This window comes from uncultured Clostridium sp., assembly GCF_963515715.1.
Lineage (GTDB): Bacteria > Bacillota > Clostridia > Clostridiales > Clostridiaceae > Clostridium_AW.
The window spans coordinates 110,841-126,316 of sequence record NZ_CAUPZS010000001.1 but is presented as its reverse complement, the minus strand read 5'-3'; the positions used below and the strand labels follow the sequence as shown (position 1 = coordinate 126,316).

Below are 15,476 nucleotides of genomic sequence, written 5' to 3'. Positions count from 1 at the left end.
CACACTCCTAAGGTGTAATAACTGTGTCTATTGGAACTATTTCTGTAACTATAATATCATCTATTTTTACACCGTTATTAAGCTTACCTCTGGCATAAGTTTTAGCTTCATCAAAACTATTGGTTGTGTACTCTAGTTTTAGAGAGGACGTTCCATAAACTGCCCTGTTGTATATAAATACCGCCCACATCTTCTGTCTTGGATTATTAAATATTCCTTGATTCGCATTTGATACCCCGTTATAATAACCTGCCATAATTAATTACCTCCTAAAAAGTTTTTTCTTTTGAAATTTTGTGTTTCTAATAAATAATGTCTTTTGCCTTTGTTTTTATCTAAATCTTTCATTATATCTCCATTCACAGCTTGTCTATTAAACTGCCTTTCTATATCCATAGCCTTTAAATTTCTCCATAATGGTACAATATTAAAATGATGATATTTCATGTAATCAAGTAAATTGCTAAATAACATAACTGCATACTTGATTCCCTTCATTCTATCTATGCTATGGTCTTTGTCCGCCATAAACCATACCTTTTCAGCTTCCCATCTTATCCATCTATAAGTTCTTAAATAATGCCCTCTTGAACCTTTAGATTGCATTTCTTGTATTGTAGTGTCTACGTTTAGCCAATCCAACAACACTTCCATTATAAATTCTATAGCTTCTTGTCCTGAAGCATTAGCAAACTGACTAGCACTATGTTGTACTACCATCCCTACAATATTTACCATATCAAGCATTATTTCAATGGATAGGTTCATTTCATCTAAACCATAATTTAAATCTATTCCTTGTAAATCCTCTAAGTAAGGCATATATGAAATAGGATGCTTGTCCTGCTCTATTGACCAACCATATTCTCTATCTCTTCTATTTACTTGTAAAGGATTGTTTCTATATCCGTAATCAAACGGTAGCATTTTTAGGTCTGTTGGTTTAGTAGCTCCTAAAATCCACCATCTTTTTATAACTTCTAAATCTGTAGTGCTATAGATGTTCTTAGATATATCTATAAATCCTTCATCAAGTCCTATTATATTAGATGGTCTATAAATATCCGTTTTATATTTTAATAAGCTATATAGTTTTTCCTTAGATATATCTGTAACTTCTGCGTCTTTTAATTCTTTCTCTATATTTTTAAATATAGTCTTTTCTTTACTATATTCTAAGTAGTTAGCAACACTTTTAAAAATGCTCATAAAATTTATTTTATTTAAGTAGGCTGCTTCAGGTCTTAATAATCTTTTAATTATGTCTTTATGTAAAAACTCAACACTATCTTTAAATATTGATTTTTTATAATCCTTATATAAAAGTTGTCCATTTTTAGCTTTATACATATCTTTTAATAAGTGTTTATATAATAAATTGAATTGTTCCATTTTGTGAATATCTTTAATACTGTCTTTATACGTTAATATTGTAGAATAATTATCTATACCTTTAATATCAATTCTCTCAGCATAAATAGTATTTAAATTAAAAATGCTATATTCTTGGAATTTAAATAAATATAATAGACCATTTGCTACATGTAAATTTCTAACTTTTAACCTATCCAAAATCTTATCTTCGATTATATCTAAGTTTTTGCTATTCCATCTATCTACATATGCTACATTTTCTTTTATAATTTCTTTTTCTAAGTTTAGTCTTTCTAATTCTAATAGTGTATTTATATATATTCCCTGTTCAATCTGCCTATTCAAATATATAGACGCATCTGCTATATTCAGATTTAAAATATTATCTATATCAAAACTCAGATTGCTATGTTTATTTATGCCAACCATATTTTTATTTCTATCCAATTCCTTATTAGAGCTAATTATAATATTTTTGTCCTTAGAGATAGTTTTGAGTTGAATATCATTAGTTTTATAAAAGTCCCTATTTTGTTTTGCTAAATCTAATGATAAGTTCTTATTAACATTAACTTCTTCCCTATTCAAATCTTTATATTTTGCTAATTCAATACTTTTATATTCTTTGTTTACCTCTTTACAAGTATTTAAATCAATATTCTTATCTTCTTTTTCTATATTTTTAATTTCAGTATTTTTATAAAAGTTTATGCTATCTTCATATAATAATTTTTCGCCTATAAAACCTTCAAAGTTATTAATCGAATTCTTATAAAGTAGTTGGCTATCACTTTTTTCAATTTCAAAATGGTTTTTTCTATACGCTAGTTTAAGCTTTTCCTTCTCGACCTTATTTCTTGTATCATATTTAAGAGTAGCTCCAGAAAGAGCATCCCCTACATAACTAAAACTACATAGGGGAATTGTATGTAGGGGCATTAAAATCACCTCTATTCAGTTATTTTATAACATTTAATAGCTAATACATAAAGATTGTTAGCACTATTATTTAAAAAGCTATACGGTGCTGTTATCTTAAACTTCTTATAATTTTCTTCTTCATCAGTACCCTTTTTATAAACTAATTTATCCATATCGTAAATAGCTGAACCATCTCCTGCAAGTACATTAACCATTTTTCCTCTTTCCATATCTATTGGATGGACTAAAGTTATATCGGAGAATTGATGCTTTTTATGATTCCATCTCGAACCCTCTGTATTACATTTATCCATAAATGAATGAGTCGTATAAAATCCTGGATAATGTGGTTGCATTGGCATACCTATTTTATTACCTACCATACAAACATCTGTTATTCCAGTTGCAGTTCTTTCTCCAAATTTCTTCGTAAAAAATGGTTTCATATCAGAACTTGTTGTTATCCCAAAATTATAATCATCATCTGTATAAGCACTATCTTCTACTGGTTTTACTGCTCCTATATAAGCATAACTTGTTAAATAGTTAGAGTAAGGGTAATTATCTGCACTTGGGTCTCCACGTAGTACAATATTTACTGCATCCTTTGTTACATTTAACCAATATTGCACAGGCAACCATTCTCCTATTTCTTTTGGTAACTGTTTATACCATGCTAATCTAGCTGGAACACTACAAGTTTCTTCTGCTAAATCCTTAACGTCTATTTCAGTTTGCTTTCCATCTATTTCTTCAATTCTTTTTGTATCGTGTACTTCTTTACCTATAGTGATGTATAAATGATTTCTATTATCCATTTGCCCTTTAAGTAAAGCTAATTTTTCTTTTTCAGCTTGTGTTAATTCCATACTACTTCTGTAACTCGCCAAACTATTTTGTTCACTTGCACTTAGTTCCGAACCAGCGTATTGCTTATACATTATTAGAACTATAGTATCTGTAAACAACTTTCTATTAGCTTTCAAATCATTCCACTTTTTTAATTCATCTCCTGTAAGGTTGTGAACATTTCTAAATGTATCTAATTCATTTTGTTCTCCTGTAGTTAAGCTTTCACCATTGTGATACTTTCTAAGTAAAAATAATTCTCTATCATCGTTTATCTTCTTTTTAATTCTCAACTCTTGCATTTGTGCTTGTTCATCTACTGTCAATGCATCTGGATTTTTCTTTATAAGATTTTTTTCAGCATTTGTAAAAGGCATACTCTCAACATATCTATTTAGTAAAACTATTTCATCTTCTGTAAATGGTTTAGAATACCTTTCTTTATCTAATAGCTTTTGTTCTTCGCTCGTAGGTGTCAATGCCGCAGTTCTTTCAAATCTGGCATAAAACTCTTTACCATAAGATGTTGTAGCCTTTAATAAGCTAAAATTCTTAATATCCTCAATTTTTATAGGATAAATTAAGTTCCATTTATAAATGTCTGCATTTTGTGTTATTTCTTTACTTATACTTTTTATTATGTCTTTTACACTTGTATTACCTTCAACATAATAAAAACTCTCTGTTGTTGCCATATTATCTACCTCCTAGTAATCTAATATCTTCATCATCTATCTCAATTATTTCTAGTGTTTTTAAATCTATTTCACATACTCCATGAGCCTTTAATCTGTCTACTCCTACACTAAGATTATATGTTTTAAGAAGTTTATTTCCATAGTTTTTCTTTTGGTATATTTTAATTTCTACAGTTTCATTCAACATAACGCCGTTATAATTGTTTACATATATTTTCAGCCTTTTATTTTTATTACCCTTTACAGAAATAATCTCTGGATTATTGTTTGTTATATGCTCCACATAGTCAAAATTAAGATATAAATTGTTTTTTTCTTTATTTCCAAAGTAAACATGTATCTTCCCCATAACAGCATGTAAATCTATGTCTGCTGGAGAATTGTTTTCCCATTGCATTCTTATTGCAATATCCCATAAATTAGGGATATCTTCTATATCTGGGTTCTTTGGTGGCTCTATGACCTCTGTACCCTTTGTACCTTCTATATACTCTAAATCCAGCATAGTTTGCCTACTGTTACCACTATTATTGTGCAAAATAAAAGAAACAGGTGTATTAGCATTTACTTCTAAAAATGTACTAAAGTATTTATGCTCTCCTATTTCTTTAATAGTGCTTTTATTTATTATTTTATTTTTATCTATTATTAAGTCCCATCTATCTTCTTTTTTCCAACCCGTCTGATTAAAATGTATCCCTGTTAAAAATACATCCTTATCAAATTTAAATTCTGCCTTGTTTTCTTTAGTTATCGGTGGAATATCTAATAATCTACCTTCTATTTTTGGCTTCCCCTCATGTTTGTATAACACAAGATTTTCTATCTTATTTTTTAATCCTTCATATTTTACGCTAGGTAGTAATTCTTTTATATCCTCTAATAGTGCTTCTATATTGTTTGTATCTAACTGCGGGTATTTATCTCTTAACTCATCATCTATTAATTCAAGCAATCTCTTTTTTAATTCATCTGTAAGCTCTTCAAAGTTTACAATATATTTAGGCAAACTCATTTTAGGAATCCTCCAATATATTAAAATCTACCCATAATACTTTGCTAGAGCCACTGTCATTATTAAATACAAATTTAATTATCTGTCCTGCATCTATAGGATAAAACACATTAAAATATTTATGTTCTCCATATTCTTTTGTCCTCACTTTATCAAATAGCTTTTCTCCTCCAATAACTAAATCCCATGAATCCTGTAAATTCCATGTGCTTAAAGAATAAGTTATTCCTGTAACTCTGGCTTTTTTAGGTGCTGTAAACTTTATAATATGTTGTCCTAATACTGCTGGAATCTCTAACATTTCACCATATATTTTCTGTGTACCACTTATACCTAAATTACCAGCTAACCCATCTAATTTAATACCTAAAGCGTTGAGTGCATTAATTAAATCATTATAATCAACGTCTTGTATCTTATCCTTTATTTCATTTAATAGCTTTTCCATATCTTTAGTAGAGAAAGTTATATCACCTATATCTACACTTATACCATTCTGTAAGTAATCCTTAATTAAATCGGAAAGCTCATCAAAATTTACTACATAACTAGGCAAGCCCATAGTATCACCTACCTTTATACATATTCTATTGTTTCTACTTTGTTATCTATATTCTTAAATAATTCTAATATCTTAAAACTTCCATCTGGGTAAGTTGTTTTTATTCTATATACCTTACCTTCTCTATTTCTTATCAATTCTTCTTCCCATTGTAGTTCTGTGTTTTCTGCATATATACATTTAATTACTTTTTTATTTTCATTTCTAACAAGTCGGCAAGGGTATTCAGGTAATTCACCTTTATATTCTTCATCCCCATCCATATATATTTTGTTTCTTAAATCACGTTTTCTTAATTCTTGGTCAATAATATACCTAACAGGTTTTCTAAAATCATTCTGCCTCACATTATTCACCTTCTTTTATAGTGTAATTCCCTGTAGAAAGTTGTGCTATATTAGTATTCTCTCTCATCCCATCTAAGACTATTTGGTCTATGTAGTTCCCATCACTTGTTAGTTCTGTTCTTATCCCTGTTACCATATAGTGTCCTAGAATATTATCTAATTTTAATCTTACTATTTGTCCTAAATCCAAATCTGCATTTCCTTTAGTCCCTACTACGTCTAAATTAGTATTCTCTCTCCAACTATCTAATAAAAATCTATTAGCTACTATTTGTCTTTTATCTAAAGTATCACTTAAAGGGCTATCCACTTCTTTAAATCTCTTTTCTCCACCTAAATATTCAATCATTTTCGGCTCTTCAAATATTGTGTAATTTTTCACATCATATCTTACTAATACCCTATTATACAAAGTCTCTGTATTTCTTTTACCACTTGCGCTACTTATTTTTATAAAGTTATCATAATACCAATTATAGTTTATATTATTTTCTACATCACTTGCCTTATATGATGGGTAGAGCTTTTCAACTTTGAAAGTTCCGTCTTTTAATATTCTTGCTCTAGCTTCTAAAGTTGCTAATGCTTCATCTATTACATCACTTATTTGTGTATCATACTGTATTTTTAGATTTTTAACTATATAATCTTTAGTTGCATCTATATCTATTACAACATCATCAATTCCTGCTCTATGTGCTAAATCTATTATCATATTACTTGCCTTTATATTCTTATAAATTATATAAGGTTGTCCATCATCAATAGCTTTAAGTAGCTTTACATTCATATCACTGCAAGATATTTCAATAGTTTTATTATCTTCATTAATGCTGTAATTTTTAATTATTCCTGTAAATTGTATCTTATTATCTATATAGATTTTAACGGTATTATAGTTATCTATAATACCTCCACTACTACCAAAATTGAATAAATCTATATTATTACCATTATCTATAGCCACATTGGCAGTTGCGGTCTGCATACTTAATCTTCTATCTATAGATAAAGATAATACAGTTCTTTTAAATTCTGTTTTTTCTCCTGTATTCTTTTTATATATTTCAACTCTATAATCCATTATCATTACCTGCTTTCCAACCAGTAATGTCACATGGACATAGCAATTCGCAACTCATATAATAAATATCTCCCTCAATAGGTGTGTCTATATCAAAATTATTTTGAAAATATCCTCTATATTCTGTTCCAAATTCATCAATAAATATAAATCTTTCATTATATTTCCTTCTAAACTCTTTAAATTTATTAATCTGTTCTGGTGTATGAGTTTCAAAGGCTACACTAAATCTAATCAAGGTATCGCTTTTTATAGGTTTCTGGAATACTGTATACCCTGTTAAACTTTTGTTTCCTTTTCTTTTTTGAGTAGGAACAGGTGGCTTATAATTAGTTATCATAGCCCCTGTATTAACATTATTATCATATTTAAGTTGTAAATTAAAATTCAACTAAGCCACCCCCTAATTTCTTATTGCATCTTGCATGAATAAATCCACCATACTATTCTTTAATGCTACTTCAGACATTCCTTTTAATTCTTGTGTTAATTGTTCTGTTCCCTTTGCTCCTGTATCGGCTATACTTACGTGCATAGTTATGTTAGGATTGAAGTTTAATTGTTTATTACTGCTATTGCTTATATTGCTTAACCCATAACTGCCACCATAAGCACCACTTAGAGCAAAATTATTAAGTCCTTGTAACTCTGGTCTAACATTGCCTAATCCTTTAATTTTACTTGCTAAACCTTTAAATTTGTTATCTATAGCACCTTCTTGTCCATCTATACCTTCTATAAGTCCTTCTCCTATAAATGCACCGTATTCTAAAAAAACTCTTGATGGCGAATTTATTCCAAGTAACTTTTTAAAGCCATTTTTTACACTACCTGCTATATTTCCTATTGTATCTGTTACAGAACCTATCATGGATTTAAGTCCACCTATAAGTCCGCCTACTATGTTTTTACCAAACTCAAAGAATTTTTTGGGAATACTTATAAATACTGTTCTTAAAAACTCTATTGTTCCTTTAACCCAGTATTCTATTATAGTCTTTATTCCACCCCAAATCTTATCTGCACTTTCCTTAAATTTTTCCCAATGTTTTATAACTTGGAATACTATTAATCCTATTCCTGCTATAGCTCCTACTATTAACAAAGTATGTGGTGTTATTAATCCAGGTAATTTAGCAAATATTTTAACTGCACTTCCAAGTTTACTAAATACCCCTATCACACTTCCTACAGTTTTAACCAACTTACCTAAAACTAAAAATACTGGACTCAGCAATGCAATGCTACCTATTATTATTCCTATAGCACTCTTAACTGGCTGTGGTAAATTGTTAAAAGCATTTACTAAATTAGTTACAAACTGGACTACTTCATTTAAAATTGGTAATACAGATTGTGCCAAAGATATTTGCAATTCTTCAAATGCTGATTTAAGAGTAGTTAGTTGTCCTTTTAAGTTATTCTGCATAGTATCAGCCATCTTTTTAGCTGCACCTTCACTCTTATTTAAGTTATCATAAAGCTTACTATAATCAGCATCAGAAGCATTTATAACAGATAACATTCCACTCATAGCTTCTTTACCAAATATTATAGCTGCTGATTGTGCTTTTTCGGCATCAGTTAATTTGCTAAATCTCTCTCTAAGTTCATCATACAATACCTTTCCTTCTTTAACCTTTCCATTGGAATCAATTAAAGAAATGCCTAACCTTTCCATTTCATCTTTCATATTTTTAGAAGGATTAGCTAAGTTTGTTAAAGAACTTCTTAAGGCAGTACCGGCGGCACTTCCCTTAATCCCAGCATTAGCCATCAAACCTAAAGCAAAACTTGTATCCTTAGCAGAAATACCAAGAGCACCTGCTACTGGTGCTACATATTTAAATGATTCACCAAGCATACTAACATTAGTATTACTGTTACTTGAAGCACTTGCTAATAGGTCTGCGAAGTATGCACTATCTTTAGCTTTTAATCCAAAAGCAGTAAGTGCATCTGTTACAATATCACTTGTAGTTCCAAGCTCCTCTCCCGAAGCTGCCGCAAGATCAAGTATCCCCGGTAACCCATCTAACATATCGTTAGTTTTCCAACCAGCCATCAATTGTTATGCATAGGCTCTTTATCCTATACTCTCCGAGTTTCCAACGGAGTATCGGACTATCTCTTTACCTTCACCATTATGTGTTAAGGTAGAACGCACTCGTGGATATTTCACCATTTCTTATGAATTAGGTTATTCTATCTAGTCTCTACACCTTCAAAGAAGTTTCCTTCTAAGCTTGGCTCGGGATTAGCATAGTTTACTTTGATTGTTTTATACATAATAAAAGCACCCCATTAATTAAGGTGCTTAATGTTTATTTAAGAATTTTTCTAATTGTTCTTTATTGTTATTTGTATATCCATAAGTATCATGGAATTCTTTATGACATTTATCACATAGAGTTATTCCATTATTTACTTCGAGTCTTAATTCTTCATGTTCCATATAATTATATATATGATGTGCATTAAGGTTATGCCCTCTATTATCTCCACAGCATTTACAAATGTACTCGTCTCTAGAATATACTAAATCACGCCATTTATAATACTCCGGGTAATGTCTTTGTAATATTCTGTCCTTATCAGTTAAACTAGGATTCCATGCTGGACTATTTTCTCCAGAATAATATTTCCCCCAACCTTTGTTTTTACATTCTATAGAACAATATATCCTTTCTGATTTATTTAGTCTTGATTTCCATATTTTAAACTTTTTATCACAATAAGCACATTTAACTTCTACTTCCTGTGTTCTTTCTTTTATTCTATTATACTCCAAATAACATTCTTGCGAACAAAATACATGTTTCCCTCTATTTTGTCCAGGAGTCCTTTTAAATAATTTACTACACCATTCACATATATAAGTTTTATGATTATAAAAGGAATTATTTTCACCTGTAAAATATTCGCCTATGTTTTCTTTATAACACTCATTACTGCAAAATATATATTTTTGAGTTTTTAATCGATATGGTATTACAAATATCAGTTTGCCACAACCATTACAATTATGTTTAATTCTATTGTAATTTGGATTGTTTTTTTCCTTCATTAACTCTTTTAAATGCTCTGTTCTACATTTCTGATTACAATAATACTTGTCTTGTTTTCCTTCTTTACTTCTAACAATTTCAATTTTTTTATCACAATAAGAACATTTGGTTACTACTCTATTTTTATGTGCTATACTTTGACATTCTTTACTACAATACTTGGTGCTTTTTTTTATATTTTCAAACTCTTTTCCACATAATTTACATATATTTTTATGCTTTTTTCTAGCATTCTTTCTACATTTTTTACACTTACTTTCATAACCATCTTTATAGCTTTTATCTCTATTGAAATTAGAGATATCTGTTGTTTCGCCACATATTTTACAAGTTTTTTGCATAACCAATACCCCTCCATACGTATTTATTATATTATTTACATCTAAAACAATCAAATTAAACCTTAGCCTTCCCCGAATTCACGTTCTGTTTTATGCTACCAATTTCTTAGTAACCGACCATTTTTGCATAGCCATATACTCTAAGCCTTCTCCTGCTTCTTTTGCAGAAAATTTAGTAGCAGCTCCCATCTTCCTAGATAAATCGCTTAGTTTAACCATCTCTTCTCCATTAGCGTTAGAAATGGCTTGTACTTTAGACATCTGTTCTTCAAATCCCATGGCAGTATTAGTTGCCATAGTTAAAAATCCACCTGCTGCAATACTCGGTTTAGTCATAGCTTTACCCGTATTTGTTAGTGCATTGCCTAAACTTTTAACTCTATCCTCTGCTCCACCTGTGCCAGTAGCAAATGCCTTTAAATCTTCCCCTGCACTCTTTATCCCGTTCTTAAATCCACTTTTATCTAATGTTAAATAAGCAATAGCCGTTCCTACTGCAATTGCCATATATTCTCACCTCCCCATTTTAGGGAATAAAAAATGGTTGAACACTAATTTTTGTTATTAGTATTCAACCACTCTATTACATCACTATTATTTGTTTTATTTATCTTTTCGTTATCCATAAACTTAGGTTCTCTAGCATTCTCTTTCAACATTTCATTTAGTATGTAAGTACATGCTTCATCAAAGCAAAATGCTTCATAATCATTTGTTAGCCCTATAACCTCACTCGGTCTTATCTTATACTGTTTCCCCATCACTATCACACTTAGTATCCTCTGGCTTTTTACGAAAGGATTCTAATTCTTGTACCCCCTGTTGTGTGTAATTAAATAAAGCTACTATCTGTTCATCTGTTAATTCTAATCCTACACTCTCTAATTCTTTAATAGAAGGCTCAACTAAAGCATTTTCTGCCATTATAAACATAACATTAGTTAGTTGTGCTAAATCTACATTCCCTTTACTAGCTTGTTTACCATAAAATAATTCTTCGGCAGCACTTAATAATTTATTAGGAATAATTCCTTTTCTAACTAAATTTAAAAGAGATACTCTCTTAACTTTTACATTAAAAGGTATCTCTGGTTTAAATCTTGGTAGTTCTATCACATCATATTCTGCCATCTGCTTTAATTGTTCTAAACTTATTACTTCCATCTATATTCCTCCTAATTATTTAATTTTTATAGTTTTAAATTCTGTACTTAATGCAGTAGTTTTCCCACTAGTATCTAACTTATTAACTGCCTTTGCTTCTGCAATATAAACCGTGTCTATTGTTAAACTTGTGGGTACAAATGTTACTATTTTTTTAGTAGTATCTATTGTTATACTACCTTGCACTACAGAATTATCAGATTTTCTTTTTATAGTAAAGTTATCCTTAGTAACATCATCTTGGTTAATTTGCTCTTTAAAAGTCCAAATTACTCTATTAGTTATTGCCACACCTACATCTGTATTGCTATCTTCTACTTTGTCCCCTTCTACTCCTATATCTTCCAATGGTATTTCTGGTGTTTCTGGTGTAGGTTCTAAAGAATTTATAAATTCTATCTCTACAGGAGTTTCACCTCTAAATGGAATAGATTCAGCTTCAAACTCTGGAACAATAAATTCTCCATCTTTAATAGAAAATTTAGGTACTTTACCTTTACAATGCTTCCATGTAAATTTTGTATACCCTGTAGTCCTAGAATAATCCTTTTCCTCGGTTATAACTTCTAAAGTAAATAAAGGTTTGTCTACAACTTGCCCTGCTGGAATACTTACATACTTATTACCTTCCATATGTCCACCGTCTACAATTTCCATTACTTTTATATTAAATGTATTATCTTTTAATTTAAGTTTGTAGCCTATAACAATATCCTCTGTTTCATTAACTGCTAATATTCTATTTTTTACTCTTAATATATCTCTTTTACCCTCATTCAAAATTGGCTCTACATCAACTTCGGATGCAGTATCTGCTATATCGAATCTTTCATTGGTTTTTTCATTTTCTATATAGCATTTAACAACGTTAACTAAAGTTTTACCTTCCATATTATTACCTCACTTTCATTATTTAAATTTATGGAATATTTGATACTCCATACTTTGTCCATATGCCTGTATTTCTTCAAAGAATAAAACAGGACTTCGGTTTCCTGTTGGTCTTAAAAAATCTATTTTATCTAATGCAGTTTTAACGTTGTCCACAAAAAATTCTAATTGACTGCATTGGTCTTTTGGATAATAACAAAATATTTGTACTAAATTATATCCTGCTACATTCCCAGCCATAGCAAATTGTCCATTTTCTTTGATTACTACATAAGGTTTAATACATTTATCACGCTTTTGTTCTGGAGCATATACGTCAAACCCTTTACTTTTAAGGTTCAAATAAATTTCTTGATAATGTGTTTGTGGCTCTACATTATTTGGTAATCCATCATTTTTATATTTTAAAGTAGCCATTTCTTTACCTGTCTTCATAACTTAAACCCTTGCAATATCTCTTTAGATAGAGCATCTATTGTAGGCTTTAAAATAGCATACTGTCCATCATTCTTATACTCTAAATACGTACTATATTCCATATTTCCACTAATATAAATATCTACCTTATCGCTTCCACTCCACTCTTTGCCACCTTTAAGGGTACGCCTAGCCCGTCCAGTTATATTCTGCCAAGGTGCATTCTTTTTTGCATATGCTTCAAGTTTCATACCGCTTTTATCTGCATATTTATCAATTTCACCTGTAGTATCTATTTCTAATTTTGATAATCCTTCCACTACATCTTCAAAATTTATTTTAAAATCCATACACCATCACACCCTCTCTAAAGTAAAATCTAAATAAATACCCAGTACATTTTGTATATTAATTATTCTGTATTTTACATTATCTAAACAAAAATAATCATCTTTTTTAACTTTTTTACTATCTTCTGTAATAATTACACTTAGCATTTCATTATAATTCTTGTTTATTGCTCCTGCATCACTGTAATTTATACTAATTAGATTTTTACCTAGACTATAATAACCTTCTATTGTACTAACATATAAATCATCTACTTTTTCCTTATATTCATTTAGTCCACTTCTAAATATTTTTATTTCTTGCATGTGTTCCTTAAAAGAATTGTATACTTCTCTTGCTACTTTAGTTTTATTCATTTAGATCACCTGCAACCTTCTATATTTATTTAAAGATTTATAAATGTTAGTTGGATAATCTGTATTAAATTCTATATCAACATCTTTTATTTTCCTTCTTTTACTCCCTGCGTCTGTAAGATTATATTCAATCATTTTTGTCATTGCTAATTCTAAACCTATAGGTATTTCTTCTTCTTGTTTCAAATGTATATAATCCCTTACAAAATGCTCTATGTTAGGTATAATGGTTTCTATATAATTATTTAGATTTTCGTCCTCTATTTGTAATAGTGTTTTTACTTTCTGTAGGTTTAACATTCTCCACCACCTCTTTTTCAACCTTATCTCTTTCTTTAAATCCTTGTTCTTTATAAATTACTTCATATGCCTTATCTGTAGCATATATTTCTCTTTTACCATTTGTATATTTTTTCAAGTTAATCACCTTCCTATATAAAAGAGGGGCTTGTATTACCCCTCTAAATATTAAATATTATTATTCCCCTACTTTTGGAGTTAATAAAGCAAATGCTTCGTCCTTGATTGGTAAAAATCCTAATCTCATTGTTGCTTTAATTGCCACCATATCATTTTCTGCTAAAGATAATGGTTTGCCATCGGACATTGTTACAGTATGTAATGTAGCTTCTTTTAATATTTCATACTGAATGCCTTCTCTAATACCAACTAGAGAATAATTAAAGTTACCTGCTATTAATTCAGCTTTAGTTTTATCAAATGCATTATTTCTGCTAAACTCTATAGGATTAGAATACAATTCGTTCTGGTTTACTCCTGGAACAAACAGTGCATTTCCATTAGCATCTCTTAATTTTCTTAAAGAATTTTTAAGTCCATAATGTGCTACAAATCCGTTTATGTCTTCACCCTCTGCTTCAACTAGAGCCATAGTGTCGGAAACATCTAAATCTAAAGATTTATTAGTACCTAATACTACTTTATTTCCTGCTGTATTAGCAACTTCAAAAATATTTTTAGTAAATGGAGAATTAGTGCCGAATAAACATGCTCCATCTATAGCTTTATAAAAAGCTTCTGCAATGGTTGGTTTTAATTCTTCGAACACATTTATAGTTGTGTCATTAAGTTTTTCCCTTGTTACAGGTATAATTACTGCTAACTTCTTAGCTTCCATCTCTGGAAAAATCCATTCTGCTTTAGAGGTTTTAATTCTTTCTGTTTCTCCAACCCAATAAGCACCTGCACCTTCTGTCATTATGCTAAATTTCTTTTTTTCACTCGTCATTGGTTCAACTTTAGAAAGCCTCAAAACAGAACTTCCTCTTGCCACATCTTTCATTATTCCTTGTGCTTGTTCTGTTGGAACAAATCCTTGTAAATTATCCTTTAAAAATGTTGTATCTGCCATATATATCTACCATCCTTTTTATTAATTTTATTTTGATAATTTATTCTTTAACGTCTGCAAATCTCGAAAAAAGACAATAAAAAAGACCATATAGGTCTATCTTGCCACTTGGTTTTCTTTTATTACATTTATAAAATCACTTGTGTTATTATTAATTGTTTTACCCACATTTCCTGCTTTTGGTGTATTACCTTTTAGCTTATCATTAACTGCTTTTTTAATAGCATTTTGCCACTGCACTTCAAATTCTTTAATATTATTTATACAAGTTTCAGCATCATTACCTAGTAGGTATTTACTAAATTCTACTGGTAAATTTTTAGTACCCAATTCCTTTATAACCTGTAATTCTAACTTTTCTCTCTGATACTGCTTTCTTTCTTCCTCAAACTTTTGTTTTTCTTTTTCAAATTCAGCTTTAGTACGTTCCTCAGCACTCATCTTTGCAAGTCTTTCAGCTTCTACTTTTTCATCTTCTGCTTTTTGCAATGCTCTAGTTAATCTTTTTTCTATTATTTTGTCTAATTCTTCCTGTGTAAATGTTTTTTCTATTGCTTCCTCTGTTGCAATAGAATTAGTAGTTTCTTTATTAGAATCTACTGCACTAGATTCTTGTTGTTTAGTATTTAAATTCGTATTATCTTCCATAAAATTACCTCCTAAGTT

Annotated in this window: 21 protein-coding genes; all 21 read right to left on the bottom strand. The window is 29.8% G+C overall.

Annotation, left to right across the window (positions count from 1 at the left end; genetic code table 11):
- Positions 1-7 precede the first annotated feature (7 nt).
- Positions 8-256 (bottom strand): hypothetical protein, encoded by a 249-nt coding sequence (locus RYO54_RS00760; RefSeq protein ID WP_315114574.1) that lies wholly within the window; start codon positions 254-256, stop codon positions 8-10.
- Between the two features lie 2 nt (positions 257-258).
- Positions 259-2,313: a hypothetical protein gene (locus tag RYO54_RS00755; protein WP_315114572.1), complete on the bottom strand. Its 2,055-nt coding sequence runs from the start codon at positions 2,311-2,313 to the stop codon at positions 259-261.
- An 11-nt stretch (positions 2,314-2,324) separates the two neighbouring features.
- Entirely contained in the window at positions 2,325-3,839 is a 1,515-nt protein-coding gene (locus tag RYO54_RS00750) for a hypothetical protein (protein ID WP_315114570.1), read from the bottom strand.
- Position 3,840: 1 nt separating this feature from the next.
- The gene (locus tag RYO54_RS00745; RefSeq protein WP_315114568.1) at positions 3,841-4,857 is read right to left on the bottom strand and encodes a hypothetical protein; all 1,017 of its coding nucleotides are present in this window, start codon (positions 4,855-4,857) and stop codon (positions 3,841-3,843) included.
- A 1-nt stretch (position 4,858) separates the two neighbouring features.
- Positions 4,859-5,419, bottom strand: a complete 561-nt coding sequence (locus RYO54_RS00740; RefSeq protein ID WP_315114566.1) for a hypothetical protein — start codon at positions 5,417-5,419, stop codon at positions 4,859-4,861.
- 14 nt (positions 5,420-5,433) lie between these two features.
- Complete coding sequence (locus tag RYO54_RS00735; protein ID WP_315114564.1) at positions 5,434-5,766, bottom strand: hypothetical protein; 333 nt, start codon at positions 5,764-5,766, stop codon at positions 5,434-5,436.
- A 1-nt stretch (position 5,767) separates the two neighbouring features.
- Positions 5,768-6,850: a hypothetical protein gene (locus RYO54_RS00730; protein ID WP_315114562.1), complete on the bottom strand. Its 1,083-nt coding sequence runs from the start codon at positions 6,848-6,850 to the stop codon at positions 5,768-5,770.
- Positions 6,840-7,241, bottom strand: a complete 402-nt coding sequence (locus RYO54_RS00725; RefSeq protein ID WP_315114560.1) for a hypothetical protein — start codon at positions 7,239-7,241, stop codon at positions 6,840-6,842. The genes RYO54_RS00730 and RYO54_RS00725 overlap by 11 nt, the downstream gene beginning before the upstream one ends.
- Positions 7,242-7,253: 12 nt before the next feature.
- The gene (locus tag RYO54_RS00720; RefSeq protein WP_315114559.1) at positions 7,254-8,915 is read right to left on the bottom strand and encodes a phage tail tape measure protein; all 1,662 of its coding nucleotides are present in this window, start codon (positions 8,913-8,915) and stop codon (positions 7,254-7,256) included.
- Between the two features lie 252 nt (positions 8,916-9,167).
- Positions 9,168-10,259: a hypothetical protein gene (locus RYO54_RS00715; RefSeq protein ID WP_315114558.1), complete on the bottom strand. Its 1,092-nt coding sequence runs from the start codon at positions 10,257-10,259 to the stop codon at positions 9,168-9,170.
- Between the two features lie 90 nt (positions 10,260-10,349).
- Complete coding sequence (locus RYO54_RS00710; RefSeq protein ID WP_315114556.1) at positions 10,350-10,766, bottom strand: phage tail tape measure protein; 417 nt, start codon at positions 10,764-10,766, stop codon at positions 10,350-10,352.
- Between the two features lie 44 nt (positions 10,767-10,810).
- Positions 10,811-11,020, bottom strand: coding sequence for a hypothetical protein (locus tag RYO54_RS00705; RefSeq protein ID WP_315114554.1), 210 nt, complete (start codon positions 11,018-11,020; stop codon positions 10,811-10,813).
- Complete coding sequence (locus RYO54_RS00700) at positions 11,004-11,423, bottom strand: esterase (protein WP_315114552.1); 420 nt, start codon at positions 11,421-11,423, stop codon at positions 11,004-11,006. Before RYO54_RS00700 ends, RYO54_RS00705 begins: the two co-directional genes overlap by 17 nt.
- 15 nt (positions 11,424-11,438) lie before the next feature.
- A complete protein-coding gene (locus RYO54_RS00695) occupies positions 11,439-12,314 on the bottom strand; it encodes an Ig-like domain-containing protein (RefSeq protein ID WP_315114550.1) in 876 nt (291 codons plus the stop codon).
- An 18-nt stretch (positions 12,315-12,332) separates the two neighbouring features.
- Positions 12,333-12,749, bottom strand: a complete 417-nt coding sequence (locus tag RYO54_RS00690; RefSeq protein ID WP_315114548.1) for a hypothetical protein — start codon at positions 12,747-12,749, stop codon at positions 12,333-12,335.
- Positions 12,746-13,081 (bottom strand): hypothetical protein, encoded by a 336-nt coding sequence (locus RYO54_RS00685; protein ID WP_315114546.1) that lies wholly within the window; start codon positions 13,079-13,081, stop codon positions 12,746-12,748. The genes RYO54_RS00690 and RYO54_RS00685 overlap by 4 nt, the downstream gene beginning before the upstream one ends.
- Before the next feature lie 6 nt (positions 13,082-13,087).
- Positions 13,088-13,438 (bottom strand): hypothetical protein, encoded by a 351-nt coding sequence (locus RYO54_RS00680; RefSeq protein WP_315114544.1) that lies wholly within the window; start codon positions 13,436-13,438, stop codon positions 13,088-13,090.
- Positions 13,439-13,738 (bottom strand): phage head-tail connector protein, encoded by a 300-nt coding sequence (locus RYO54_RS00675; protein WP_315114542.1) that lies wholly within the window; start codon positions 13,736-13,738, stop codon positions 13,439-13,441.
- Positions 13,680-13,856: a hypothetical protein gene (locus RYO54_RS00670; RefSeq protein WP_315114540.1), complete on the bottom strand. Its 177-nt coding sequence runs from the start codon at positions 13,854-13,856 to the stop codon at positions 13,680-13,682. Before RYO54_RS00670 ends, RYO54_RS00675 begins: the two co-directional genes overlap by 59 nt.
- Before the next feature lie 60 nt (positions 13,857-13,916).
- Positions 13,917-14,810, bottom strand: a complete 894-nt coding sequence (locus tag RYO54_RS00665) for a phage major capsid protein (protein WP_315114538.1) — start codon at positions 14,808-14,810, stop codon at positions 13,917-13,919.
- A gap of 96 nt (positions 14,811-14,906) precedes the next feature.
- A complete protein-coding gene (locus RYO54_RS00660; RefSeq protein WP_315114536.1) occupies positions 14,907-15,458 on the bottom strand; it encodes a DUF4355 domain-containing protein in 552 nt (183 codons plus the stop codon).
- Positions 15,459-15,476: the final 18 nt, after the last annotated feature.

Excerpts from the sequence above, each read along its gene's own strand:
- RYO54_RS00690 (WP_315114548.1), bottom strand. The coding sequence starts at position 12,749 with ATGAAGACAGGTAAAGAAATGGCTACTTTAAAATATAAAAATGATGGA.
- RYO54_RS00760 (WP_315114574.1), bottom strand. The coding sequence starts at position 256 with ATGGCAGGTTATTATAACGGGGTATCAAATGCGAATCAAGGAATATTT.
- RYO54_RS00700 (WP_315114552.1), bottom strand. The coding sequence starts at position 11,423 with ATGGAAGTAATAAGTTTAGAACAATTAAAGCAGATGGCAGAATATGAT.
- RYO54_RS00710 (WP_315114556.1), bottom strand. The coding sequence starts at position 10,766 with ATGGCAATTGCAGTAGGAACGGCTATTGCTTATTTAACATTAGATAAA.
- RYO54_RS00685 (WP_315114546.1), bottom strand. The coding sequence starts at position 13,081 with ATGGATTTTAAAATAAATTTTGAAGATGTAGTGGAAGGATTATCAAAA.
- RYO54_RS00660 (WP_315114536.1), bottom strand. The coding sequence starts at position 15,458 with ATGGAAGATAATACGAATTTAAATACTAAACAACAAGAATCTAGTGCA.
- RYO54_RS00665 (WP_315114538.1), bottom strand. The coding sequence starts at position 14,810 with ATGGCAGATACAACATTTTTAAAGGATAATTTACAAGGATTTGTTCCA.
- RYO54_RS00730 (WP_315114562.1), bottom strand. The coding sequence starts at position 6,850 with ATGGATTATAGAGTTGAAATATATAAAAAGAATACAGGAGAAAAAACA.
- RYO54_RS00755 (WP_315114572.1), bottom strand. The coding sequence starts at position 2,313 with ATGCCCCTACATACAATTCCCCTATGTAGTTTTAGTTATGTAGGGGAT.
- RYO54_RS00680 (WP_315114544.1), bottom strand. The coding sequence starts at position 13,438 with ATGAATAAAACTAAAGTAGCAAGAGAAGTATACAATTCTTTTAAGGAA.
- RYO54_RS00705 (WP_315114554.1), bottom strand. The coding sequence starts at position 11,020 with ATGGGGAAACAGTATAAGATAAGACCGAGTGAGGTTATAGGGCTAACA.
- RYO54_RS00695 (WP_315114550.1), bottom strand. The coding sequence starts at position 12,314 with ATGGAAGGTAAAACTTTAGTTAACGTTGTTAAATGCTATATAGAAAAT.
- RYO54_RS00745 (WP_315114568.1), bottom strand. The coding sequence starts at position 4,857 with ATGAGTTTGCCTAAATATATTGTAAACTTTGAAGAGCTTACAGATGAA.
- RYO54_RS00675 (WP_315114542.1), bottom strand. The coding sequence starts at position 13,738 with ATGTTAAACCTACAGAAAGTAAAAACACTATTACAAATAGAGGACGAA.
- RYO54_RS00720 (WP_315114559.1), bottom strand. The coding sequence starts at position 8,915 with ATGGCTGGTTGGAAAACTAACGATATGTTAGATGGGTTACCGGGGATA.
- RYO54_RS00715 (WP_315114558.1), bottom strand. The coding sequence starts at position 10,259 with ATGCAAAAAACTTGTAAAATATGTGGCGAAACAACAGATATCTCTAAT.
- RYO54_RS00740 (WP_315114566.1), bottom strand. The coding sequence starts at position 5,419 with ATGGGCTTGCCTAGTTATGTAGTAAATTTTGATGAGCTTTCCGATTTA.
- RYO54_RS00750 (WP_315114570.1), bottom strand. The coding sequence starts at position 3,839 with ATGGCAACAACAGAGAGTTTTTATTATGTTGAAGGTAATACAAGTGTA.